This is a genomic window from Vulcanimicrobium alpinum (assembly GCF_027923555.1).
Taxonomy (GTDB): Bacteria; Vulcanimicrobiota; Vulcanimicrobiia; order Vulcanimicrobiales; family Vulcanimicrobiaceae; genus Vulcanimicrobium; species Vulcanimicrobium alpinum.
In genome coordinates, this window is sequence record NZ_AP025523.1 from 2296302 (window position 1) to 2319956 (window position 23655).

Below are 23655 nucleotides of genomic sequence, written 5' to 3' on the forward strand. Positions count from 1 at the left end.
ACGCCGTCAGCGCGCGGGTTCGGCTGACTGGAAGCGGTACCACACCAGCGAGAGCAACGCAAGGATCACCGCGACGATCCCGTGCTTGACGTGCACGCCGGAGGGGATGAAGTGGCCGGTCCAATACAGCACGGCGACGATCAGGAAGACGACGGCGAGGACGAGCGCGGCTTGTTTCACGACGGAATCACTTTCGTTACGAAGAGGAAACACGAGATCGCTCCCGCCGCGACACAATACCACGCGAACGGCGCCAAGTCGTTGTGCTTGAACCAGCGGGTGAGAAATGCCACCGAGGCGTAGGCGGTGACGCCGGCGACGACGCAGCCGACCGCCGACTCGACGAGCACGACGTGCGCCTCGGGAGCGAAGAGGGTCGGGATCTCGAGCACGGCGGCGGCGAGAATGACCGGGGTCGCGAGCAGAAACGAGTAGCGCGCCGCGTCGTCGTGGTGCAGGTCTCGCAAGAGCCCCGCGACGATCGCCGAGCCCGAGCGCGAAATCCCCGGCAGCAGCGCCAGCGACTGTGCGAGCCCGACCAGGACGCCGTCACGCGGCGTCAGTTCCGGCAGGCGCCGGTACGGATGGTCCGGCCGCGCGTGCTGGCGGCGCCGGAGCCACTCCCCCAGCAGCATCACGAAGCCGTTGGCGAAGAGAAACAGTGAGACCGGAATCGGCGACGCGAAAAGCGATTTCACCGCGGACTGAAAGAGCACGCCCAGCACGCCGACCGGGATCGTTCCGGCGACGAGGAGCCACGCGGTGCGTTCGATCGGATCGCTGCCAATGCGCCCGCGCACGACGCTCGCAACGAGCGCACGGACGATCGCGATCCAGTCACGGCGGTAAAAGACGATCAGCGCCAGCGCGGTTCCGAGGTGAAGAACGACGACGAACGCCAGGAACGACTCGGAACCTTCGTCGATGTTCCATCGCAGCAATGCGGGTACGAGCACGGTGTGCCCGAGACTGCTGATCGGAAAGAGTTCGCTGACACCCTGCAGCACCGCGAGCAGCATCGCCTGCACGAACGTCACGTCCGCAACGGTTCGCATGCAGGGGAGGCTTTCCCGCTCGCGGTGAAGCCGCGCGCGTGAGTGATGCACGGTCGCACCGGCGGCTGAACGATGCGCCCCTGCTCGTCTCGTACACGATCGGCGACGAGTTCGCGGCCGCGCTCACGCAGACGTACGACATCGGTCTCGGCGGCCTTGCGATGTTCTCCGCCGCCGAACTCGCGGCCGGCCAGGCGCTGCGGCTCGAACTCGAACTGCGCGGCGATCCGCGCCCGCCGCTCCGCCTCACCGGCGATGTGCGCTGGTGCCGCTTCGACCCGCTGCTCGGCACGCACCGCATCGGCGTCGAATTCACCGACCGCACTCCGGAACAGGAGTCCCAGCTGCTGGGCTACATCGACATGATGTACAAACTCCGCGACCTCGGCGTGCTGTAGTCACGCTGAGCTCGTCGAAGCGTGCGATTCGGGCTGCGCTTCGACAGGCTCAGCGCGACATCGTTACTGCGAGCTGAAGGTGACGACGAAGATGTAGTCGGCGGCGATCTTCTTGCAGTCGCGAATCTCGGTGTGGAACGTCGACTGGCGCGCGGCGGAGAGAGCAGCCTGGTTGAGCAGGGCGCTCGGTGAACTGCGCACGCTGGCATTGGTTACCTTGTCGTTCTCGTTGAGCGAGACGACGACTTGCACGTCGCCCTGCACGCCCTGCTGCTGCGCCATCGCCGGCATGTCGGGTTCGACCGCGTGGTCGGTTCCCGCCGGGACGTTCGGCCGCGCGCAGGCGAGCGGGGTCGGCGTAGGCCTCGGCGTCGCCGTCGCAGGCGCGGGCGTTGCGGGCGGCGCCGTCGACGGCGCGGCAGTCCCTTGACCCTGCGGGATCCCCTGCGTGTTGCCGGTCGTGTATTTGTTGGTCGTTTCGGTCGGACCGGTGTTCGACTTGGTCTCGGTCTTTTGCGTGTTAATCTTGATCTTCGGCTGCTGCGGGGCCGGCGTCTGCTTGGGCGGCGGCGTCGACTTCGGCGGCGGCGTCGGCGGAAGCGTCGGCTTGGGCGTCGGCGTCGGCGGCGGGGTCGGCGGCGGCGTCGGAACGCGCACGACCGTCACTTTCTGCGGCTGCTCTTCTTCCGTCTGCGTCCGCTGGAACTTGATGAACGGACCGACGAGCAGATGCAGCACGATCGAGATCAGGAAGCCGTAGGCAAGGAAATTCTTCGCCCGCTCGGCGGTGACCACCGGAGGCTTGGGGGCATTGTTGCTCGCCATCTCAGCCTCCCGTCTGTCCTTCGGGCAGCCCTTCGATGTGGTTGGCCAGGCCGAAGGTCGTCAGGTTTGCCGATTTGGCCGCGTCCATCACGCGCAAGATCGTCCCGAAGCTCGCTTTCGGATCGGCTTTGATGATCACGGTCTTCAAGCCGGAGCCCGTCGATTTGACGAGCTGCGCGAACTGCTGTTTCGCTTCCGTCTCGTTGACGACGCTGGAACCGATCTGCACGCGGTTCTTCTCGTCGACGAGCACGACGATCTGCGACGGATGAACTTTTGTCTTGTTCTTCGCGTCGGGCAGCTTCGGCTCTTTGATGACCGAGGCGAGGATGATGAAGATGATCAGGAGGACCAACAGCACGTCCGTGAACGGCGTGATGTTGATCGTCGACATCACTTCTTCTTCGCCTTGTCCGGTGGTGACGGCCACGTGGGGGATTTCCTTCTCTCTCTGCGTCGTTACGAGGTGACGAAACCGACGTCTTCGAGCCCGGCGATCTTCGCCGCATCAAGGATGCGAATGATCGTCCCGTAGGGTGCTTTGACATCGGCCGTGAGCGAGACGTGCTTGTTGCCCTTGCGATGCTGCACGTCCGACATGTCGGCGTAGATGTGCTGCACGTCGGTACGCTTGCCGTCGATGTAAATGACGCCCGTCTCGTTGACGAGGACCTCGATGTCGTCGGTCTTCTTCTGCTGCTGCTGCGGGGTGTTGTCGTTCTTGTCGGGCAGCTGCTTCTCGAAGCCGGGCGGCGCGGAGAGCGCCGCGAGGATCATGAAGATGATGAGGAGCACCAGCAGCACGTCGGTGAAGGGCGTGATGTTGATCTCGGCCATGACTTCGTCGTCTTGCGACGCAGAGACCATGCTCATGAGTCGAGTCCTCGGACCGGGAGGTTCAACGGCCTACTTGGCCGGCTGATAGAGATCCGTGGGGATCGCCGCACCGGTGTTGTGGAAGTGGAGCATCTCGGCGAGCTGGTTGCTCGCGACGATCATCTCCTGGTTGTACGCCTTGATGCGCGTCTTGAAGTAGTTGAAGAAGATCACGGAGACGACGGCGACGAACAGGCCGGCCGCGGTCGTGATCAGCGCTTCCGAGACGCCCGCCGCAACGACCGCCGGGGTCGAGTTGCCTTTGAGCGCGATGTCCTGGAAGGCGCGGATGATGCCGAGCACCGTCCCGAACAGACCGACGAACGGCGCGATGACGGCGATGGTGCCGATGACGCCGAGGTTGCGCTCGAGCGAGTTCAGGTTCTCCATCAGCGCGATCGAGAGCGCATCGGTGATGTCGGCGCGATTTTTTTCACCGCGCTGGAGTCCAAACTCCAGGATCTTCGGGAGCATGCCCTTGTTCTGGCGGCAGATCGTGATGGCGCCGGGGAGATCGTCGGCGGCGATACGATCGCCGATCGCCTTGAGCAGGCCCTTCGAGTCGGAGTGCTGGCTCGAGAAGAACAGCAGCCGCTCGATCACGATGGCGACCGCGACGATCGAGAGCACGAGCAGCGCGTACATCGCGAAGCCGCCCTGGTTGATCGTGGTGAGAAATCCGCTGAAAATATCCACGAGGTCGAGTGAAGCCTCCGAGTCGAGGGTGAAGCTCCGGAGCCGTTCCGGGTGAGGAAACGCGCTCCGGGCAAGCGGCGCCCGGGCCGCGGCTGCCCGGCAGAGGCGCCGGGCAAAACGAAAGACGGCGGGATGGCGCTCCCGGCGCGGCCCTACCTGTTGGCGGTCTCGGCGAGCATTCCTACTCCCGCGGCGAGAGCCGTCACTTGGCGGCGCCCAGCTTCTTCAGCGCGGTGTCGATGTCGGCGTTGAACTGCGTGTCGGACGCCGGGGCGTTCGCCTTCGCCTTCTGCAGGTACGCGATCGCGTTCTTCGTGTCGCTCTGATTCGCCAGCGCGATCCCCGCCACGTAGTTGGCGTGCGGGTCGGACGCGTTGATCGCGAGCGCCTTGTCGGCCTCGGCTTTCACCGCTTTCCAGTCCGGCTTGTCGCCTTGCGCGAGCAGATTCGCGGCCTGAACGTAGAGGACCGGCGCCTGCGAAGGCGTCGACTGCGCCGCTTTTTCGAGCATCGCGACGGCATCGGCTTTGCGTCCGGCCTTCACCGCCGCGACGGCCTGCTGGTTATAGTACGATGCGATCGCGTCGTCGACGCGCGTGTTCGAGGGGTCGCGGCGCTTGAGCTCCTGCGCCAGCGCAAGCCCCTTGTCGGGCTGACCGCCGAAGAGGTACGCCGTCACCAGCGACGAGTCGATTGCGTTGAGCGTCGCGGCGTCGGCGTGCCCGCCCGTCGCCTGCGCCTTGGCCTTCTCGAGATCGCCGATCGCCTGCGTGTACTTCTGCGCGTTCGCGTACGCCGTGCCTCGGATGAACAGCGTGTTGACGTTGACCTGGAGCGCCAGCGCCTTGTCGGAGAGCGCGATCGCCTGATCGTTGTTCTTTGCCTTGAGCGCGTCGACCGCGGCGTCGGCGTACGCCTTCGCCGCGACGACCTTGAAGCGATCGGGGATCGTGCCGGCGGCATCGAACGCGGCGGCCGCGCCGGCGGAGTCGTTCAGGTACGAGTCGGCGACGCCGAGCAGCGCCTGCCCGTCCTTATCGGAGGGATGACTCGCGAGATACGACTGCAGGATCGTCTTCGCGTCGGAGAACTTGTTGGCGCGGATCAGCGCGTTGGCTTGAATGAGCTGGTTCGACGACGTCCCCGTGTCGTTCACGACGCTGTTGCCGCTGAAACGCAGCTTCATCGTGTAGAAGTAGTCGCCGGCTTTGCCGTCCTTGAGCCCCGGCTTGTAGGTCGACGACCGCGCGATCTCGAGTGCGGGGGCGTCGTCGCCGTGATTCGTCGATTTCACGACGCGCGTCGTGCCGATCGTGCCGTTCTTCTTCACGAAGACCTGGATCGTCACCGCACCGCTCCCCGTCACCGGTGACGTCGCCGAACCCTGTTTGACGAGCTTGGGCGGAGTGTAGAACTGCGAGGTCTGCGCGTGCGCCGCAAACGGCGTTGCGGCGAGGGCGGCGAGCGACGATGCAGCGAGCAGGCGAGACGTCCGAACGGCCATGGTACCTCTAGTCACGTGGTGATACGGGGTGCAACGAGCAACGGAGGCCGGCGAGTTCCGCCTGCCCGCCGGCGGATCGACCGGGCGCGATTGACCGGCACCCGCGGGTTCACCTTCCGGTCAAATCGGGGCGGAGCACGACCGCACCCTCGAGGTACACGTGCTCGATCGCGTCCTGCGTCATCTCGGTGTTGATGTGCACGAGGACGCGAATGCACCGCTCCAAACGACCGGGTACCCCGATCTCGGTAAAGTTCAACAGCGGGACGAGCGTCCAGCCCATCCGGCGCGCCGCAGCCGCCGGAAACTCGGAGACGAGATCGGGCGTGACGGTGAACAGCGCCGAGCCCACGTCGGCGGGCGCGAAGCCGTTTCGTTCGACGATCGCACGCAACAATCGCTCGGTCGCATCCAAGATGAGCGCCGGCTCGTCGCGCGCGACGGTGATCGCGCCGCGGATCCCGCGCATGACGATCACGCCGGCTCCTCCTCGTCGTCGGATGCGCCCGCGATGCGGTGCAGGGCCGCGAGCTCGCGCTCGGAGACGGCGCGCGTCGCGCCCGGCGCGAGCTCGCCCAGCGAGATCGGCCCGAACCGCAGCCGCGCGAGCGCGACGACGGGATGGTCGAGCGCCTCGAACATCCGGCGGACTTGGCGGTTGCGGCCTTCGTGCAGCGTGAGGTCGACCAGCGAGACGTCGCGGCGGACCGCGACGACCCGCAACTGCGCCGGCGCGGCGCGGCCTTCTTCGAGACGCACCCCGCGCAGGATCCGCTCGACCGCGTCGGACTCGAGCCGTCCGCGCAGGGTCGCACGGTACGTCTTCTCGACGCCGTAGCGCGGATGGGTGAGGATGTTGGCGAGTTCGCCGTCGTCGGTGAGCAGCAGAACGCCGCTGGTGTCGTAATCGAGCCGTCCGACGGGGACGACGCGCGCCGCGATCCCCGCGCGCCGGATCAAATCGGCGACGGTGCGGCGACCCTCGGGATCCCGCATCGTCGTCATCACGCCGACGGGTTTGTGCAGCACGACGTACGTGTGGGCGGCGACGGGCCGGACGACGCGTCCGTCGACTTCGACGAGTGCGTCGTCGCCGACGCTCGTGCCGAGCTCGCGCACGACGCGGCCGCCGACGCGCACGCGGCCGGCGACGATCAGATCTTCCGCGCGGCGCCGCGACGCGATGCCGGCCGCCGCGAGATACTTCTGCAGTCGCAGCGCGGCCGCTACACCTTCTTGAGATCGAGCGAGGTCAGAAACTCCTCGTTCGTTTTCGTCCGGCCCAGCGCGGCATAGATGCGCTCCGAGGCTTCGAACGTTGAGACGCCGGCGAGTGCGCGGCGCAGATCGGCGACCTTGTGCGCCGCGATCTCGCTGAGCAGCTGCTCTTCGTACCAATTGGAGCTGCGGAGCAGATCGACCGGCGGATACGCGCGCACGTCGACCAGTTCGCGGGAGAGCACGATCTCCGCGTTCGCTGCGGGCGCGAGCTCTTCGAGCACCAGCGCGTCGAAAGCCGACGATCCGGCACCGATCGTCGCAACGACCGTCAGCGAACCGCCGCCTTCGACCGCGCGTGCGGTTCCGAACAGCCGCTTCGCGCGTTGGATGACGGCGGGATCGAGCTGGGCGAAGCTTCCTTTGTGATGCGCGAGGGTCGCGTACGCGCGGACGAGCCGGCTGAACGACGAGACGAGGACGACCGCGTCGCCTCCGAGTTCGGCGACGCGTTTCGCGCGCTCAAAGACGAGTTCGGCGGTTGCGACGTGGTTGTCGGCGTGCTCTTCGAAGGTCGTCGCGACCACTTCGACGTCGAGCGTGCGCTGCAAATGCGTGACCGCCTCGGGGCGCTCGTCGATCAGCAGCACGATGACCTGAGCGTCGGGGTGATGCGCTTCGATCCCCTTCGCGATGCGCAGCAGCAGCGCCGCCTCGTTGCTGCGCGGCGGTGCGATCGCGAGCGCGCGCTGGCCCTTTCCGAGCGGCGCGAACAGATCGAGCGCGCGGGTCGCGAGATCGCCGCGTCCATCAAGGGTGAAGCGCTGCGACGGCGGCTCGGCGCCGAGGTCGTCGAAGACGCGCCGGCCGGCGATCTGCTCCGGCGAGAGGCCGTTGACCGTCTCCACCTTCACGATGCCGTAGTACTTCTCGTTCTCCTTGGGACGGCGGACTTGACCCGCCACCAGATCGCCGCGGCGCAGTTCGAAGCGCCGGATCTGCGACTGCGAGATGTAGATGTCTTCGGCGCCGACCAGATAGCCGTCGCGCCGCAAGAAGCCGTACCCCTCGGGAAGGACGTCGAGGACGCCGTTGGCCTTCTCCAAGCCGCTGCGCTGCGCTTGGATCTCGACGATCTGCTTGACCAGATCGTCTTTTTTGATCTTCGTCGGATTCTCGATCTCGAAGGTCTTCGCGAGCTCGTTGAGCTCGGCTTTGCTCATCTCCGTCAACTGCTCGGCGGAAAGCAGCGGCGGTCCCACCGGCTGCGGAAACTCGGGCTGGGTGAAGACGTCCTGCTGCTGCGACGGAGCCGCGCCGTCGTTGAAGCGGTTGCGGTTCCGCCGCGAGCGGCGGCGACGGCCTCCGCCCTCGGGGCGACCGTTGTTCTGGGGACGATTGTCGAACTGCAGCGAAGTGCTCCCTCGGGGAGACGGGGCGATCCGCGCGACGGGGCCCGTCCGGCGAGGCTGCCGGGGCCGCACGTCAGCGCGCAGCGCCGAGGAACGCGAAGGTCGACGCGATACGGGACCGCGCGACGCCCCGGAGTTTAGCACACCCGCGTCACGGCGACAAGGCGCGAGGCCCGCTCACGCTGCGGCTGCCGCGCGCATAGAACCGCAGCGGCATCTCCGCCGCCTTGGTCAGTCCGATCCGCACGCTCGTTCCGATCTCGACCGGACGATCGCCGCGCGCGAGCCAGAGCGCGGGATCGCATTCGAGATCGGCGCCGTCGAACGCCGGGCCGATCGCGAACGCGCGGCACACGTTGCCCGGACCGCGAGCGAGCTCGCGATCGGGGAGCGTCCGTCCGCGCAGCGCGTGCATGGTCGTCAGCCCCGCGACCGGTTCGCACGCGCGGACCAGCGCGGCCGCGCCGATCCCGTGCGCTTCGCTGGTGATGTTGAGACACCAGTTCGCACCATAGACGAAGTAGACGTACGCGTGCAGCGGGTGACCGAACATCGCACGATTCCGCGACGTCTCGCCGCGAAAGGCGTGAGACGCCGGATCGTGCGGCAGATACGCCTCGGTTTCGACGATCCGGCCCACGAGCAGCTCGCCTTCACGCTCCCGGACGAGCAGCGTGCCGATCAGGGCGCGGGCCAAGGCGACGGTCTCGTGCGGAAGATCGGCGCGGACGAGCCGCGGCTCGAACGCCGCTCCGCCGCGCGCGCTAGGCGGCGGCGGGCTTGCGGAGGGCGATCTCGGTGCTTGCGCGCGAGGTGAGTTCGTGCGTTTCAATCGGCTCGGCGCGTTCGACGCGGACGAGCGCGAAGCCGTGCAGGACGCAGCGGGTCTTCACGTAGGCCATCGCCAGTGCCGGCGGAACCGGACGGCGGGCGTTGAGATCGTCGACGACGAGTTCGTCGGCGACGCGGATCCGGACGCGCGTGAAGCCCGCTCCGCGCAGGTGCGCGGCGACCGCGGCGACCGCCGCGTAGCCGAACTCGCGCCCCTCGAGCGCGGGGAGCGGCGCGGCGGAGAACGGGACTTTCACGACGCCGCGTCCGGTTCCGGTCGCGATCGCGGCGAAGGCGATCCCGAGGCCCGAACGATCGGCGGCGTATCCGACGGCGACGTCGGCGGAGCGGTGGCGGATGGTCTGTCGCATGGCTCGTGCTTCTATCCTATATCGAACGTATGTGCGAGTCAAGCTGCCCGCGCGGCCAGCACGCCCCGATACAGCTCGAGGATCCGGCCCGCTTGCATCCCCACCGTAAAGCGTGAGTATGCCAAATGTACGGCACTCTGATCGCGTCCCGCATCGAATGCGGCGCTCAGGGCGGCCGCGACCGCTGCCGGGTCGGCGGCGACGATGCGCCCCGCCCCGGCCAGCACGTCGCGCGACGCCGCGCTCTCCGCCGCGACGATCGGGAGACCCGCCGCCAGTGCCTCGGCGAGGACCAGTCCCTGGGTATCGGTCGTCGACGGAAAGACGAAGGCGTCGGCTGAGGCGTAGACGTCGGCCAGGCTCGCCCGCGGCAGCGCGCCGGTGAACCGCACGCGCGCGGACAGGCCCAGGGCCGCCGCCCGCGCCTCGAGCTCGGCACGCTGCGGGCCCTCGCCGACGACGGCGAGCCGCGCCTCCGGCAGCCGTACCAGCGCGTCGAGCGCGAGCTCGACGTTCTTCTCCGCGCCGAGGCGCGCGACGACGAGCGCCAGCGGACGCGCGTCGTCCGCACCGAGCCGCGCGCGCACGTCGGAGCGCCGCACGCCGGCGGCAAACGCCGCGACGTCGATCGCGCTGGGCACCACCGCGATCGCCGCGCGCACGCCCAGCTCGCGCAATCGCATCTCCATCGCGCGCGTCGGGACGATGACGGCGTCGGCGGCGTTCGCGTAGCGTCGGGTGAGCGTCACCATCGCGCGCTCCGTCGCGACGCGGTCGAACGGCGCGTAATGCGCGTACGCGTCGAGCCGCGTGTGATACGTGAAGACGAGCGGGATGCGATGCCGGCGCGCGTACGCCGCGGCCATCCAGCCGGTGACGAACGGCGAGTGCGCGTGAACGACGTCGATCCCGCGCACGCGGCGGCGGTCGCCGGCGTTCAGATACGGGACGCACAGACGATACGCCGTCCGGGTCGGGAGCGGCAGCGACGGGATGCGCACCACGTCGCGCGCGTCGTCGACGAAATCGGGAAAGTGCGGGGCGATCGTCGTGACGTCGACGCCGTGCGCGCGCAAGCCCTCGCGCAGCGCGTCGATGCTCGACACGATGCCGTTGACGATCGGCTTGTAGCATTCGGTGAAGAACCCGATTCGCACGACGTTGACGCTGTTTCTCGGTGCGGCCGCAGCACCATGGCGCTCGCTTGTATCGGTGCTCGCGCGTAGCCCAACCGCATACCGCTTCGCTACGACTTTGTCAACTTGACCCCGGGGGAGCCCCGTGCTAATCTCGGCGGGTTCGCCGGACCCGTCTGGTCCGAGAGCATTCGACCGAGCCGTTGCTGGCTCGCCGACCACCGCTACGACGTCGGGTGCGACATCAGATCGGTACGGAGCAGCGCTCCGCACGCTCAGAAAATGCACCCACCGCACGAGAAAGGAGTCGGACGATCCGAAGCGATCTTCCATCACCACTCGCGGCGACGGGCGTGCTTTCCCTGGGGCTTCTCCTTCCGCTCGGCAGCGGTTCGTTCGCGGACCGGATCGCCAATACCGTCGCAGCGGTCGCGGATCCCGGCCCCGCCAAGCACGTCACGCTCATCCGCGACGGCGTCTCCGAGACGCTGGCAACCCATGCCCCCACGCCCGACGCTCTTCTCGCGGAGCGCGGCGTCCTGCGGGCCGCCGATGACGCCCTGAGCGTCGCACCGCAAAGCCCCCTCACCGACGGCGAGACCGTCTCCTATCGCGCAGCCGTCCCCGTCACGATCATCGTCGACGGTCAGACCCGTCAACTGCGCAGCGCCGCGCCCACCGTCGGCGCCCTGCTCGCTTCTCAAGGCGTCGCCTACGACCGTCACGACGAACTCGCACCCGCTCCGGCGGCTCCGCTCGAGAACGACGTCGTCGTCAACGTGCGCCATGTCGACGCGTGGACCGAGACGGTCCGCAACGCGATCCGCGTCCCGGTCGTGAAGCGCTTTGCGTACACCCTGCCGGCCGGCAAGTCGCAGGTGATCAGCGCCGGACACGCCGGGATCCGCGAGGTGCGCTACAGCGTCGCGCGCACGCCGGACCGCCGTGCCACCCGCCGCACCCTGCTGCTCGCGCGCGTCCTGCGGGCGCCGCAAGCCCGGATCGTCGCGGAAGGGGTCGGCGAGTATGCCGCGCTCGCGCACTTTGCCGAACGCGGGATCGCCGGGACGCTCCGGCTCGCCAGCAGCGCCCTCTCGATGGTCGCCACGGCCTATACCGCGAGCTGCGGCGGCTGCACCGGCACGACGGCCAGCGGACGACCCGCCGGGCACGGCGTCGTCGCGGTCGATCCGGCCGTGATCCCGCTGGGGACGCACATGTACATCCCGGGTTACGGGCACGCGGTCGCCGGCGACACCGGCGGCGCGATTCGCGGAAACCGGATCGACCTCGGCTTCAACTCCAACGCGGCGGCCAACGAGTTCGGCCGCCGGCCGATCACGGTCTACCTGATCAAATAACGCCTCCCGAACCCCCGGCCGCCGGCGACGAGCGCACGCATCCGCGTGCGCTTTTGGCATCGCGCGGCCTGCGCCCGAAAAAGCGGCTCGGTCAGCATTTCCTCATGGACGGCGGGACGGCGAACCGTATCGCGCGACTCGCCGTGCACGCGCCCGGCGACCGCGTCCTTGAGATCGGGGCCGGGACCGGCGCCTTGACCGCGGCGCTGCTGCGGCTCGAAGCCGACGTTACCGCCTTCGACCTCGACGAAGACATGGTCGCGATCCTGCGTTCGCGTCCCGATCTGGCCGGCGCCGAGATCCGCTCGGGCGACGCGCTGACCTTCGATTACGCGGGCTGGACGGGCGAACGCGACTGGTGCGCGGCCGGCAACCTTCCCTATAACGTCGGCACGCCGACCCTGGTGCGGCTGGCGTCGCTCCCGCGTCCGCCGCAGCGCATCGTCGCGATGATTCAGAAGGACGTCGCGGACCGGCTCCTGGCCAAGCCCGGGACGCCGTCCTACGGCAGCCTGACGATCGCGATCGAGCTGACGATGACGACGCAGCGCGCGTTCAGCGTCCCGCCGAGCGCGTTCTTTCCGCGGCCCGGCGTGGTGTCGTCGGTCGTCGTGCTGCGGCGCCGCGCGACGCCGGCGGCGCCGGTCCGCGATCGCGCGCGCTTCGAACAGGTCGTGCGCGGCGCGTTCGCGTACCGGCGCAAGACGCTCGCGAACTCGCTCTCACTCGCGCTGGAATGTCCGCGCGACCGGATCGCCGACGCGATCGCCTCCCTCTCGCTCGATCCCGACGTGCGTGGTGAACATCTCGACCTCACGACCTTTGCCCGGCTCACCGACGCGCTCTTCGGCTGACGCATTCCTGTGGTGGCGATCCCTGCTCTTCGCGCTCGCGCTGATCGCGGCGGGCGTCGTCCTTCCGATCTTCGTCGCGGCGTTTCTGCTCGTCGGACACGCGATGACGAAGAGCGACCTCACCTCGCCGGCGACGGCGCTGGGGCTCCAGTTCGTCTCGTACGCGTTCGTGCTCGTCGTGTGCCTCGCGTATCTGCCGCGGCTGGCCCGCAGTTCGCTCGCCGACCTCGGACTGCGCCTGCCGAACGCGGCCGAGGTGGGCTGGGGGCTCGCCGGCGCCGTCGCGATGCTGGTCGCCGTCGATCTCGTCGGCAGCCTCGAAGAGCGGCTCTTTCACACCAAGATCACCGAGACCGCGATCGATCTGCTCAAGGCGACGCGCGGGACGCTGCTCACGACGCTGTTCGTGACGTTCGCGTGCGTCATCGCCCCGTTCTTCGAGGAGCTGCAGTTCCGCGGCTTCCTCTATAACGCGCTTCGCCGCTATCTGCCCACCGCCTGGGCCGCGATTCTCTCCGGACTCGTCTTCGGCGCCGCGCATTTTTCGGCGCTTGCGATCGTCCCGCTCGCCTGCGGCGGCGTCGTCCTCGCGCTCGTCTACGAGCGCACGCGTTCGCTCGCCGCGACCACGATCGCGCACGGGCTCTTCAACGCGGCCGGCGTCACCGCGCTGCTGGTGTTCCACCAGGCATAGCGGAGACCGGGACGCCGCCGCACAGCGCCGTTGCGGCCGGCCACGCGCCGACGCCCAGCGAGGCGAAGAACGCGCGCGCGTCGCGGTCGTACGCGGGGCAGTAACCGCCCTCGCGCGGATCGTAGCGCGCGAGATGCACGTGCGGATTCGCCGCCGCGACGGCGTAGACGCCCTCTTGCGGACGGCGCACGACGACGTCGCGCTGCGACGCCCGCAGCGCCGCCGCGCGCGCGTACGCCGCGCGGTCGACGACGTACGGCCAGCGCCCGGCTTTGAGCACGGTGTCGTTGATCGTCAGGGCGCAGAGGATCGCGCACGCCAGCATCGGCGTCGCGATCCGCGGACGCTTTGCGACGGCGTACGCGGCGGCGAGCGCGGCCGCCGCGACGAGCGGCGCGGTCCAATGCGTCCCGATGCGCGCGATCGGGTACGCCCACGGCCGGTTGAAGGTCAGCTCGGCGACCAGCGGTGCGGCGAGCAGGATGCGCCCGCCCAGCAGGAGCGGTGCGAACGCGAACGGCGCGAGCAGTGCGGCGAAGAACGCGAGCTTCGCGAGCGGATCGTCGACCTGCAGCGCATACGCAGGCTGCGAGGGCTGCGCGCCGGCGAGCCGTTCCGCGAGCAGGAAGGCGGCGCCGTTGACGAGCGCCAGCCCGGCGAGCGCGATCCCGATACGGCGATCCCACCACAGCGCGCACGCAACGCCGAACCACAGCACGAACAGCGCCTGATCTTCTTTGAGTCCGAGCAGCACTTGCGCGACGAGCAGCGCTGGGACGAGGCTGCGCCGCCGCACCGCGAGCGCACCGAGCGCCGCGAACAGCGGGACGAACACGTTTTCCAGGAAGTTTCCGTAGGCGAGTCCCTGCGCGCTTGGCGAGAGCAGGTACGCGATCCCGACGACGCTCGCGCCGCGCGGCGTCGACCCGCACGCGCGCGCGAACGCGCACAGCGCGAGCGAAGCGCCGGCGATCGCGAGCACCTGCACGATCAGCAGCGTCTGCGCGTACGGCGCGAGCGCGATCAGCGGAACGAGCGCGAGCAGGATCCACGAGTCGTGGACCTGGAGATGCGGGCGATACTCGGCGGCGTTCCACGAACCGCGGCCGTGCGCTTCGCCGGCGAGCCACTGCACGAACGTCCCCGTGTCGGCGCCGTAGCGCAGGGCATAAAGTTTGTTCAGATCGAGCGCGATGTAGAGCGCGGCGAAGGCGAGCGCGGCGATCGTCACCGCGCGCGTCGGCTTCATCCGCGCGCCGCCGTCTCGTCGACGATCGCGCGCAGCCGAGCGAGGAAACGCGGCGGCGCGAAGCGCTCGGCGTGGGCGCGCAGGCACTGCGGATCGTATGCCGCCGGATCGAACCGCCGCAGCGCCTCCGCCAGCGACGCGGGCTCGGGGACGTCGAAAAACGCGCCGGTCTCGTGCTCGACGATCGTCTCCAGCGCACCGCCGGCGCGCAGCGCGATCGTCGGCCGGCCGGCCGCGGCCGCCTCGAGCGGGACCAGACCGAAATCTTCCTCACCCGGCAGGATCGCGGCGCGCGCATCGCCGACGATCGCGTTGCGCGCCGCGTCGTCGACGAGCCCGTGAAACGTCGTGCGCGTGCCTGCGGCGAGGCGCTTGAGACGGCGTTCGTCGGGCCCGGTGCCGAGGACGTGCAGCGGGATGCCGACGAGCGCGCAAGCGGCGATCGCGAGATCGATCCGCTTGTACGGCAGCAGCCGCGAGACGACGACGACGTAGTCGCCGTTGCCGGCGCCGGCGGTGAACCGGTCGACGTCGACCGGACACGGGAGCACGTCGGCGTCGCGTCCATACCATCGGCGAACCCGCTCGGCGACGTTGCGCGAGTTCGCGACGAACCGCGTCGGCCGCTGCGCCGCGCGCACGTCCCACGCCGCGAGCCGCGCGACCAGCGGGCGCGCGAGCATCCCCGCGCCGAACCCGCCGACGTAGCGCGCGGCGTCGAAGACGAACCGCGAGACCGTGTTGATGTAACAGACGTGAACCGCGTCCGGGCGAAAGCGCACGCCCTTCGCCCACGACGTCGTCGACGAGACGATCACGTCGTACGCCGAGAGGTCGAAGCTCTCGAACGCGCGCGGATAGAGCGGCGCGTACAGCCGGAACGCGCGCGACCGCAGCGGCGCGTGCTGAAGAAACGACGTGCGCACCCGCGCAGCGGGAACGAGATCGCCGACGGCACGCGCGTCGTAGAGCGCGGTGTACACCGGCGCGTCGGGCCAGCCCGACGCGAAGTGCGCGAAGACGCGTTCCGCGCCGCCGCGCTGATTCAGATAATCGTGAACGAGCGCGGTGCGCGGAACCGAAGCGCCGGCCGTCAGTTCCCCGCTCCGCCGTCGCCGGATTGCCGCGGCAGGACCAGCGCGACGTCGAAACGCCGGAACCAGCGTTTCGCGACGCGCTCGACGTCGGCTGCGGTGACGGCGGAGATGGCGGCGCCGACCCCATCGGCGGCCCCGGCGTCGAGACCCTGCGCGGCCGCGTTGCCGATCGCGAACGCGCGCTCGTCGAGCGAGACGCTTTCGAGCGCCCACGCGCCGCGCGCCGTCTCCCGATAACGCGCCAGCAGCGCCGGCGCGAGCGGCTTCGCGGCCGCGTCTTTGAGGACGGCGTCGACGCCCGCGAGCGCGGTCGTCGGATCGATGCGCGAGCCGTTGAGCCACACGGCGAGCTGCGCGGGCGCGGTGTCGTAGCCGTAGATCGTACCGGCCGGGCGGAACAGCGGCGATGCCGTCGCCGACGTCGATGCTTCGAACACGTCGGTGATGAGCGCGCGTACCACCAGCGCCGCGGCGAAGTCGCCGTCGCCGAGCGGCGGCGCCGCGAACCCGAGGACGACGTACGGCGCGAAAACGTCGCGGCGAGTCACCATCCGCTTGGGCTGCGCGCCGAAGGGGCGCACCGCCACCGGCGCGATCGCCGGTGCTGCGCCGGCGGGGAGCGCGGCGACGATCGTGCGCGCCGCTGCCGCGGTGGCGGCGCCGGTCTGGCCGACTGACGCGATCAGTGCCGCCCCGCGCGCATACCACGCGGCGTAGAACGCGCGCGCCGCGGCACCGTCGAGCGCTGCCAGCGAGGCGGGCGTCCCCAGCGCGGGCGTCCCGGCCGCGTCGCGATAGTACGAGCGGCGCAGCATCTCGAGCCCGACCCAGCGCGGATCGCGCTCGTTGTCGGCGATCCGCCGGCCGAGCGCGTCGCGCGCGGCCGCGAGGGCCGCCGGCTCGAAGGCCGGCTTCGCGAACGCCCGCGCGACGAGCGGCGCGAGCGCGGCGAGCGCCTGCGGCTGTGCTTCGAGATAGAAGCGGACGTACTGCGCCGAGGCGACGTACGCGATCGACCCGCCGCGTGCCGCTACCGCGTCTTCGAGCGCGACGCCGTCGACCGGCTCGTGCAGCAGCGCCTCGGCGACGAGCGCGGCGAGACCGTCCTGGCCGGCGCTCTGGCGGCTCAGTCCGGCAGGGACGAACAGTGCGATCCCCGCCAGCGGAAGGGCGGGATCGGCGCGGACGAACGCGCGCCCGCCGCCGCCGTCGACGCCGGCGACGGGCGGAGCGGCGGGCGCCGCGGCGACCAGGAACGGGAGCGCGAGCGCGGCGGCGCAGGCGCGGAGGCTCGGACGCATGCGGGATCCCATCGATTCAGGCGCGCTTGGCGGCCGGCGCGGCTTTCGTCAGCGTGACGACCGCCGGCGGCACGGCAAGGTAGCGCGCCGCGACGCGGGCGACGGCCTGCGGCGTCAGCGCGGCGGCGGCGGTGAAGTAACGGCCTTGCATCCCGGCTTCGGCAGGGGCGTACGGCGCGTTTCCCTCGACGGCGTACCAGCCGAAGGTGTCGGCGAGCTCGGCCGGGGTCTGCAGTTCGCTCAGCAGTTGATAGACGAAGGCGGTGCGGGCGGCGTTGAACGCCGCCGGCGGCAACGGGGTCGCGGCGGCGGCGATTGCGCGCTCGACGATCGGCAGGGCGGCAGCAGCGTCGTCGCCGGCGATCGTCACCAGAAACGTTCCGGGATCGTGGTAGGTAACGAATTTGCCGGTGACCGTCGCACGCAGCGGCCCGAGTGCTCGCCGGACGCTCCCCGTTTTCGGCGCGAACAGCGATTCGGCGAGAAAGTCCATCGCGGTTGCGGACGCCTCGTCGCCGATCGGCGGGCCGGCCCAGCCCAGGCCCTGCCCGTCGACCGATGCGCTGCGCAGGACGACGGGCCCGGCGGCCCGGCTCGCCGGCGCGGGGATCGGTTCAGGATCCGGCGCCGCGCCGTCGCGCGTCACGGCGCTCTGCGCCGCGGCAGGGTCGACGTTTCCGGTCAGCACGAGGACCGCGTTCGCCGGCCGGAAGGCACGCTCGGCGAACGCCTTCACGTCGGCAAGCGGGACGCTCGCGAGCGTCGCCGGCGTCCCGATCGTCCCGTCGTGAAACGGTCCGTCGGCGAAGAGCGCGGTGCCGAGCGCGTTCTCGATCGCCTCGGACGGCTCGAATGAGCGCAGCAGCGCGTCCTCGGCGGCGTCGCGGCGGCCCGACTGCAGGCCGCCCTGATCGACGACCGGCGCGAAGAAGTCTGCGGTCATCGCTCGCACGATCGCCGGGGCGCTCTCGGGACCGACGAGGGCGGTGATCGAGACGGCGCTGGGATAGGCGGCGACGGTCAGCCGGCCGCCGTACCGCGTCACGAGGCGGCCAAGCGAGGTCCCGGTGATCGGGGTGGAGGCCGTGACGGTCATCGCGGCGAGCCGCGAGAGCCCCGGGACGGGCTTCGGACCGAAGCCGCCCGTCGGCGCACGATACCAGAGCGCGACGGCCGCCGCGTTCTGGGCGGGATCGGGGCGCACGATCGTGGTCAGCCCGGCGGGTGCTGCGGTCGCCGCAGGTGCCGGCCCGGCGGCCCGCGCCGCCGGCGGCCCGGAGACGAGAAGGGCCGCGACGAGCGCGGCCCCAGTTCGTGTGCCCGCAGCGGTCACGCGGGTTCCGGAGAGATGGTCGGCGGGAGGCGCTTGGGACGCTCCGGCCGCGGATCGGGCTCCGGCGGCGCCGAGGCCGCGATCGGAAGATCCGTCGGCGGCTCGGGCTCGAGCGGCTTCTGCGGCGGCCACGGCTTGCCGGCGAGGATCGCCAGCACTTCCTCGGTCTCGACCGTCTCGTGCTCGAGCAGCGAGTTGGCCATCCGCTCGACCTTGTCCCAATTGACCTCGAGGATCTTGCGCGCGTCGGCGTAGCAGGTCTCGATGATCCGGCGGACTTCGGCGTCGATCTTCCCGGCGATCTCTTCCGAGTAGTTGCGGTCCTCGCCGAAGTCGCGGCCGAGGAACACTTGGTGGTTGCCGCGGCCGTACTGAATCGGGCCGAGGTTGTCGGACATCCCGTACTGCGTCACCATACGGCGCGCGAGCTCCGTCGCTTGTTGGAAGTCATTGGACGCGCCGGTCGTCACGTCGCCGAACTTGATCTCCTCGGCGATGCGCCCCGCCAGCGCTTTTTTGATGACGGCAAGGATCTCGTTCTTCGTCTGCGAGTGACGGTCGTCGTCGGGGAGCGACCAGGTGAGGCCGAGCGCCATCCCGCGCGGGATGATCGTGACCTTGTGGACCGGATCGGAGTTGGGCGTCAGCCCGCCGACGATCGCGTGGCCGGACTCGTGGAAGGCGGTGTTCTCCTTCTCGCGCATCGACATCACGACCGATTTGCGTTCCGGCCCGACCATGACGCGGTCGATCGCCTCGTCGCAATCGACCATCTCGATCACCGACTTGTTGCGGCGCGCCGCGAGCAGCGCGGCTTCGTTGAGCAGATTCTCGAGGTCGGCACCGGAGAAGCCCGGCGTACGCCGCGCCAGCGTCTCGAGCGAGACTTCCTTCGAGAGCGGCTTGTTCTTCGAGTGCACCATCAGGATCGCTTGGCGGCCGCGCACGTCGGCGCGATCGACGACGATCTGGCGGTCGAAGCGGCCCGGGCGCAGCAACGCCGGATCGAGCACGTCGGGCCGGTTCGTCGCGGCGATCAGGATGACGCCGGTGTTCTGATCGAACCCGTCCATCTCGACGAGCAGCTGGTTGAGCGTCTGTTCGCGCTCGTCGTGACCGCCGCCCAGGCCGGCGCCGCGCTGGCGCCCGACCGCGTCGATCTCGTCGATGAAGATGATGCACGGCGCCGATTTCTTCGCCTGTTCGAAGAGGTCGCGCACGCGCGAGGCGCCGACGCCGACGAACATCTCGACGAAATCGGAACCGGAGATCGAGAAGAACGGCACGCCCGCTTCGCCCGCGATCGCGCGCGCCAGCAGCGTTTTTCCGGAACCCGGCGGGCCCAGCAGCAGCACGCCTTTGGGAATGCGCGCGCCGAGCGCCTGGAATTTCTTCGGATACTTCAGGAACTCGACGACCTCGCCGAGCTCTTCTTTCGCCTCCTCGACGCCCGCGACGTCGGCGAAGGTCACCTTCGGCCGGTTCTCGCTGAGGAGCTTCGCGCGCGAACGGCCGAACGAGAGCGCCTGGCTGCCTCCGCTCTGCGCCTGGCGCAAAATGAAGATCAGCAGCAGCGCCATCAGGATGAACGGCACGAACTGCACGATGTAGCCGATGAGCGGTTGCGACTGCGTGCTCACGACGGTGAAGTCGACGTTGTTGTCGCGCAGCGTCGGGATGAGCTGCGGATCGTCGGGCGCCGTCGTCGTGAAGTGGCCCTGATCGGCCAGGTCGCCGGAGATCTCCTTGCCGGTGATCGTCAGCTTTTTGACCTGGTGATGCTTGACCGCGTTGTAGAACTGCGAGTACGACAGCTGCTGGCTCGGCGTCCCCCCGATGACAAGCCGATCCACGATGAAAATCACCAGGATGAAGATGCCGAGGACGACCAGGATGCTTTTGAGGTGCTTACCCATGCGTTGCGAGACCCTTTTACCGTTCTTTCATTAGAACGTTTCTCGTGAAGACTCGTCTCGTGAGGGATTGGTGCCGGGATTTCACGCGGGAAGCACCTCCGGCCTCAGTTTCGCGAGATAGGGGAGAGTCCGGTAACGTTCCTGATAGTCCAGACCGTACCCTACGACGAACTCGTCCGGGCACGTCAAACCCGTGTAATCCACGGTCACGTCGATCGCTCGGTGGTAGGGCTTGTCGAGCAGGACCGCCGCCCGCAGGGACGCCGGCTGGCGATTCCCCAGCATCGCCCGAAGGTAGTGCAGAGTGTGACCGTTGTCGATGATGTCCTCGACGATCACGACGTACTTCCCCTCGATCGCGTAGGTGGTGTCCTGGACCAGCCGCACCTCGCCGCTCGAGCGGTGCGCGTTGCCGTACGAGGAGACGGCGATGAAATCGAGCTGCACGTCGGTCGGGCCGCCGGGGACCTCGGCGAGGGCTCGCGCGAGGTCGGCGGTCACGAAGACCGCGCCTTTGAGGACGCCGACGAGCACCAGCGGCCGGTCCGCGTAATCGCGCGCGATCTCTCCGGCCATGCGCCGGATCGCGCCGGCGATCGTCTCCGCGTCGAGCAGAATCGTCTCGATCCCCGGCGGGAGGGTCTGGTGCTGCACGCGAGCGCGTTCGCGCGGCGGGCCGGAAACTCCGTGGTGCCGCGGCGGATGCGCGAGCTCGAACCTCAGGGCGGGCCCGGATCCCCCTCGCGTTCGAGCACGGCGTCGATCAGCGCGAGCGAGACGTCGCGCGCGTCGGCGGCGGCGAGCCGCGCGCGCAGGGCTCGCCGGCGTTCGCCCGTCGGCGTCGCCGCGATCTCGGCCCGCGCGATCGCCGCGTACCGCGCGACGGCGCGGTCGAGCCGCGGGAAGTCGCGGCGCAGCGCCGCCAGGTGCGCGCGCAACGCGTTGCGGCGATAGCGCAGGTCGTCGTTGGTGGGATCGAGCGCGTACGGCAGACCACTGTGCCGCAATTCAACCTGGAGTTCGTCGCGCGCGACGCGCAGGAGCGGACGCACCAGCGCGATCCCGTCGCCGAACGCGCGCCGCTCGGCGATCCCCGCGAGCCCCGCGAACCCGGCGCCGCGAAAGAGCGCGAGCAGCACAGTCTCCGTCTGATCTTCGGCGGTGTGCGCCGTCACGACCGCGGCGCAGCCCTCGGCGGCGGCGATCCGGCCGAGCGCGTCGTAGCGCAGCGCGCGCAGCGTCGCTTCATCGTCGCGCGAAGCCTGCAGACGTGCGACGCGCACCCGCCGTCCGAGCCGCGTCCCGATCGACTGCACGACGCACTCGTCCTGCAGCGCGCCGGCGCGCGTCCCGTGATCGACGAAGGCGAACACCGCGTCGCCGCCGGCTTCGCGGACGAGCCGGTCGACGAGCGACGCCAGCGCGACCGAGTCGGGGCCGCCGGAGATCGCGACGCAGACGCCGCGCCGGGCGTCCGTGCCGAGCACGCGGCGCACGATCGCGTCGAGCGCGCGCTCGGGCCGCGCTCCGCGCACCGTTCAGGCCCGCCCGCTCGGCTCGCGCACGTCCGCTACCGCGAGACCGAGCGCGCGATCTCGCGTTCGACGTCGCGCGCTTGAATGTCGCGCCGGCGATCCCAGAGTTTCTTGCCCTTCACCAGCGCCAGTTCGATCTTCACGCGCCCGTTCTTGAAGTACATCCGCCACGGCACGAGCGTCAGCCCTTTCTCGGCGGCGCGGCCGGCAAGGCGCGCGATCTGCTCGCGGTGCAGCAGCAGCTTGCGCGGCCGATTCGGCTCGTGGTTGAAGTACGAGCCCTCCTTGTAGACGGGAATCGTCAGGTTCATCAGCCAGAGTTCGCCGTCGCGCAGGCGCGCGAACGCTTCGTTGATCGAGATCGTCCCTTGGCGGATCGTCTTGATCTCGGTGCCGGTGAGCGCGATCCCGGTTTCGAGCGATTCGAGTTTCTCGTACTCGTGGCGCGCACGGCGGTTGTCGAACGATGGTTCCGGTGCTTTCTTCACGGCGCGCTCGGCCTTGGCGGCTTCGCGCACCTGCTTCATCCGCGCCATCAGACCGCGTCCGGGATGCCGTACCGCTCCTTGCCGAGCGGGCCGCGCGAGACGAACGAACCTTCGGCGCTCGCGAGCAGCGTGCCGTCGGCGAGCTCGATCGACGCATCGAGGCCGAGCACGTTGCGGCGTTTCCAGCGCACGGTCGCGCTGACGACGAGCGGTTCACCGAGCGGCACCGGCGCGCGAAAGCGCAGATCCATCGACGCGGTGACGCCGCGCTCGCCGACGCGGCCGCACGCGTGCGCCATCGCTTCGTCGATCAGCGTCATCACGATCCCGCCGTGCGCCGTCCCGCGCCAGCCCTGAAACTTCTCCGGCAGCGCGATCTTTGCGCGCACGCCGTCGTCGCCGTCAGGTGCGAACTCCAAGTGCAGTCCGTCGGGGTTGAGCGGACCGCACGCGAAACAGTGTCCGTCGTCGACGTAGGCCCGATCGGTCACTTCTTCTTCTTCGACGCCGGCGTCGCCGACGCGAGCGGCGACGGAGCCGGCGTCACCTTGCCGTAGTCGCCGTTGTCGATCTTGCGCAGCAGCGTGCTGGCGTAGGCGACGTCGGAGCCGGCGGTGATCGACGCTTTCAGCACGCGCCGCGCGTCGTCGGGCTTCTTCTCGTCGAGGTAGATGCGCGCGAGCAGCGTGTAGCCGTGCTGTCCCGACTCGCCGACGTGACCGACGTCGGCCTGCAGGCCGCGCGTGATGTATGAGACGGCGGCGTCGTACTGCTGCAGATCGTGCATCACCGACGCGATATGAAAGTAGATGTCGGCGTAGTCGGGAACGTGGTTGGGGACATCGATGATCGTGGTGAGCGCGCGCTGCGGATCCTTCAGATCGATCTGATAGATCTCGGCGAGGTACTCGCGCGCCAATACGTTGTGCGGATCGCTCGCGAGCGCGGCGAGAAACTCCGTCTTCGCGCGGTTGGCGCTGCGCTCGGCTTCGCGCATGATCCCCAGGCCCGTGTGCGCGGCCTGCGACGCCGGGTCGAGCTGCACCGCGGCGTTAAATTCCTCGCGCGCGTCGACCGTGCGGTCGCGTCCCGCCAGCGACGCGAAGAGATACGAGAATCCGAGCCGGATGTGGACCAGCGCGCTCTTGGGATTCTTCGCCAGTGCGTCCTCTTCGTCGTTCACCAGCGAGTCGAGCGCGCCCGGCGTCTGCGCGACCGTGGCGTTCATGAACGACAGCGCGAGCGTGTTGTCGGGGATGACCGCGAGCGCGGCGTCGAAGCCTTTGCGCGCCGCGTCGAAATCGCGCGTGTAGAAGCCGCGGAAACCCTGACCGAGCGGACCGGTGAACGCGGCGTTGCGGTAATCGTCGCGCGCGGCGGCGGGCGCCGGAGCGGGCGCGGGCGACGCGGCCAGGAGCGGGACGCCGCACGACACGGCGAGCGACAGCGCGAAGAGACGTCGGATCACAGCGATGGTGCAGGTTCGGCCGCCGGCGGCGACTTCC

General features: G+C 69.5%; 27 protein-coding genes. 4 read left to right on the forward strand and 23 right to left on the reverse strand.

Translation table 11 applies throughout. From position 1 onward, the window contains the following. Positions 1 to 6 precede the first annotated feature (6 nt). Both WPS_RS11840 and WPS_RS11845 read right to left on the reverse strand, forming a co-directional pair. The gene (locus WPS_RS11840; RefSeq protein ID WP_317994690.1) at positions 7 to 180 is read right to left on the reverse strand and encodes a hypothetical protein; all 174 of its coding nucleotides are present in this window, start codon (positions 178 to 180) and stop codon (positions 7 to 9) included. Then, positions 177 to 1055 (reverse strand): undecaprenyl-diphosphate phosphatase, encoded by an 879-nt coding sequence (locus tag WPS_RS11845; protein WP_317994691.1) that lies wholly within the window; start codon positions 1053 to 1055, stop codon positions 177 to 179. Before WPS_RS11845 ends, WPS_RS11840 begins: the two co-directional genes overlap by 4 nt. 38 nt (positions 1056 to 1093) lie before the next feature. Between WPS_RS11845 and WPS_RS11850 the strand changes: the two genes are divergently transcribed. After that, positions 1094 to 1453: a PilZ domain-containing protein gene (locus WPS_RS11850; protein WP_317994692.1), complete on the forward strand. Its 360-nt coding sequence runs from the start codon at positions 1094 to 1096 to the stop codon at positions 1451 to 1453. 63 nt (positions 1454 to 1516) lie between these two features. Here WPS_RS11850 and WPS_RS11855 read toward each other — a convergent pair whose 3' ends face one another. The 11 genes from WPS_RS11855 to WPS_RS11905 all read right to left on the reverse strand — a co-directional run bounded on the left by WPS_RS11855 (position 1517) and on the right by WPS_RS11905 (position 10343). Continuing rightward, a complete protein-coding gene (locus WPS_RS11855; protein WP_317994693.1) occupies positions 1517 to 2278 on the reverse strand; it encodes a TonB family protein in 762 nt (253 codons plus the stop codon). Position 2279: 1 nt separating this feature from the next. Then, positions 2280 to 2708 carry an ExbD/TolR family protein gene (locus tag WPS_RS11860; protein ID WP_317994694.1) on the reverse strand — a complete coding sequence of 143 codons (429 nt, stop codon included), beginning with the start codon at positions 2706 to 2708 and terminating at the stop codon, positions 2280 to 2282. A gap of 29 nt (positions 2709 to 2737) precedes the next feature. Beyond that, the gene (locus tag WPS_RS11865; protein WP_317994695.1) at positions 2738 to 3151 is read right to left on the reverse strand and encodes an ExbD/TolR family protein; all 414 of its coding nucleotides are present in this window, start codon (positions 3149 to 3151) and stop codon (positions 2738 to 2740) included. Positions 3152 to 3184: 33 nt separating this feature from the next. Further along, positions 3185 to 3850 (reverse strand): MotA/TolQ/ExbB proton channel family protein, encoded by a 666-nt coding sequence (locus WPS_RS11870; RefSeq protein WP_317994696.1) that lies wholly within the window; start codon positions 3848 to 3850, stop codon positions 3185 to 3187. Between the two features lie 202 nt (positions 3851 to 4052). Next, the gene (locus WPS_RS11875; protein WP_317994697.1) at positions 4053 to 5354 is read right to left on the reverse strand and encodes a tetratricopeptide repeat protein; all 1302 of its coding nucleotides are present in this window, start codon (positions 5352 to 5354) and stop codon (positions 4053 to 4055) included. 109 nt (positions 5355 to 5463) lie between these two features. Then, a complete protein-coding gene (aroH, locus tag WPS_RS11880; protein ID WP_317997538.1) occupies positions 5464 to 5823 on the reverse strand; it encodes a chorismate mutase in 360 nt (119 codons plus the stop codon). A gap of 5 nt (positions 5824 to 5828) precedes the next feature. Further along, the gene (locus WPS_RS11885; protein WP_317997539.1) at positions 5829 to 6572 is read right to left on the reverse strand and encodes a pseudouridine synthase; all 744 of its coding nucleotides are present in this window, start codon (positions 6570 to 6572) and stop codon (positions 5829 to 5831) included. A gap of 8 nt (positions 6573 to 6580) precedes the next feature. Further along, positions 6581 to 8128: a transcription termination factor Rho gene (gene rho, locus WPS_RS11890; RefSeq protein ID WP_317994698.1), complete on the reverse strand. Its 1548-nt coding sequence runs from the start codon at positions 8126 to 8128 to the stop codon at positions 6581 to 6583. A gap of 7 nt (positions 8129 to 8135) precedes the next feature. Next, positions 8136 to 8816 (reverse strand): DNA-3-methyladenine glycosylase, encoded by a 681-nt coding sequence (locus tag WPS_RS11895; RefSeq protein WP_317994699.1) that lies wholly within the window; start codon positions 8814 to 8816, stop codon positions 8136 to 8138. Beyond that, the gene (locus WPS_RS11900) at positions 8749 to 9186 is read right to left on the reverse strand and encodes a hypothetical protein (RefSeq protein ID WP_317994700.1); all 438 of its coding nucleotides are present in this window, start codon (positions 9184 to 9186) and stop codon (positions 8749 to 8751) included. Before WPS_RS11900 ends, WPS_RS11895 begins: the two co-directional genes overlap by 68 nt. A gap of 38 nt (positions 9187 to 9224) precedes the next feature. Next, a complete protein-coding gene (locus tag WPS_RS11905; RefSeq protein WP_317994701.1) occupies positions 9225 to 10343 on the reverse strand; it encodes a glycosyltransferase in 1119 nt (372 codons plus the stop codon). 332 nt (positions 10344 to 10675) lie between these two features. Here WPS_RS11905 and WPS_RS11910 point away from each other — a divergent pair, with 332 nt between their 5' ends. The 3 genes from WPS_RS11910 to WPS_RS11920 are packed head-to-tail and all read left to right on the forward strand — an operon-like array spanning position 10676 to position 13231. After that, the gene (locus tag WPS_RS11910; RefSeq protein ID WP_317994702.1) at positions 10676 to 11683 is read left to right on the forward strand and encodes a 3D domain-containing protein; all 1008 of its coding nucleotides are present in this window, start codon (positions 10676 to 10678) and stop codon (positions 11681 to 11683) included. A gap of 53 nt (positions 11684 to 11736) precedes the next feature. Continuing rightward, positions 11737 to 12537: a 16S rRNA (adenine(1518)-N(6)/adenine(1519)-N(6))-dimethyltransferase RsmA gene (gene rsmA / locus WPS_RS11915; protein ID WP_317994703.1), complete on the forward strand. Its 801-nt coding sequence runs from the start codon at positions 11737 to 11739 to the stop codon at positions 12535 to 12537. After that, positions 12506 to 13231 (forward strand): CPBP family intramembrane glutamic endopeptidase, encoded by a 726-nt coding sequence (locus tag WPS_RS11920; RefSeq protein WP_317994704.1) that lies wholly within the window; start codon positions 12506 to 12508, stop codon positions 13229 to 13231. Before rsmA ends, WPS_RS11920 begins: the two co-directional genes overlap by 32 nt. On the opposite strand, the gene WPS_RS11925 is transcribed toward WPS_RS11920, so the two are convergent. The 10 genes from WPS_RS11925 to WPS_RS11970 all read right to left on the reverse strand — a co-directional run bounded on the left by WPS_RS11925 (position 13200) and on the right by WPS_RS11970 (position 23618). Then, positions 13200 to 14480, reverse strand: coding sequence for a DUF2079 domain-containing protein (locus WPS_RS11925; protein WP_317994705.1), 1281 nt, complete (start codon positions 14478 to 14480; stop codon positions 13200 to 13202). The genes WPS_RS11920 and WPS_RS11925 overlap by 32 nt on opposite strands. Then, positions 14477 to 15463 carry a glycosyltransferase gene (locus tag WPS_RS11930; RefSeq protein ID WP_317994706.1) on the reverse strand — a complete coding sequence of 329 codons (987 nt, stop codon included), beginning with the start codon at positions 15461 to 15463 and terminating at the stop codon, positions 14477 to 14479. The genes WPS_RS11925 and WPS_RS11930 overlap by 4 nt, the downstream gene beginning before the upstream one ends. 110 nt (positions 15464 to 15573) lie before the next feature. Next, positions 15574 to 16878, reverse strand: a complete 1305-nt coding sequence (locus WPS_RS11935; RefSeq protein WP_317994707.1) for an insulinase family protein — start codon at positions 16876 to 16878, stop codon at positions 15574 to 15576. Positions 16879 to 16894: 16 nt separating this feature from the next. Continuing rightward, complete coding sequence (locus tag WPS_RS11940) at positions 16895 to 18211, reverse strand: M16 family metallopeptidase (RefSeq protein ID WP_317994708.1); 1317 nt, start codon at positions 18209 to 18211, stop codon at positions 16895 to 16897. Then, positions 18208 to 20127: an ATP-dependent zinc metalloprotease FtsH gene (gene ftsH / locus WPS_RS11945; protein WP_317994709.1), complete on the reverse strand. Its 1920-nt coding sequence runs from the start codon at positions 20125 to 20127 to the stop codon at positions 18208 to 18210. Before ftsH ends, WPS_RS11940 begins: the two co-directional genes overlap by 4 nt. An 81-nt stretch (positions 20128 to 20208) precedes the next feature. Further along, complete coding sequence (hpt, locus tag WPS_RS11950) at positions 20209 to 20781, reverse strand: hypoxanthine phosphoribosyltransferase (protein ID WP_317994710.1); 573 nt, start codon at positions 20779 to 20781, stop codon at positions 20209 to 20211. A gap of 65 nt (positions 20782 to 20846) precedes the next feature. Then, entirely contained in the window at positions 20847 to 21662 is an 816-nt protein-coding gene (tilS, locus tag WPS_RS11955) for a tRNA lysidine(34) synthetase TilS (protein ID WP_317994711.1), read from the reverse strand. A gap of 35 nt (positions 21663 to 21697) precedes the next feature. Next, positions 21698 to 22198 carry an SsrA-binding protein SmpB gene (gene smpB / locus WPS_RS11960; protein WP_317994712.1) on the reverse strand — a complete coding sequence of 167 codons (501 nt, stop codon included), beginning with the start codon at positions 22196 to 22198 and terminating at the stop codon, positions 21698 to 21700. Continuing rightward, positions 22198 to 22641: a PaaI family thioesterase gene (locus WPS_RS11965; RefSeq protein ID WP_317994713.1), complete on the reverse strand. Its 444-nt coding sequence runs from the start codon at positions 22639 to 22641 to the stop codon at positions 22198 to 22200. Before WPS_RS11965 ends, smpB begins: the two co-directional genes overlap by 1 nt. Then, positions 22638 to 23618 (reverse strand): tetratricopeptide repeat protein, encoded by a 981-nt coding sequence (locus tag WPS_RS11970; RefSeq protein ID WP_317994714.1) that lies wholly within the window; start codon positions 23616 to 23618, stop codon positions 22638 to 22640. Before WPS_RS11970 ends, WPS_RS11965 begins: the two co-directional genes overlap by 4 nt. Positions 23619 to 23655 lie beyond the last annotated feature (37 nt).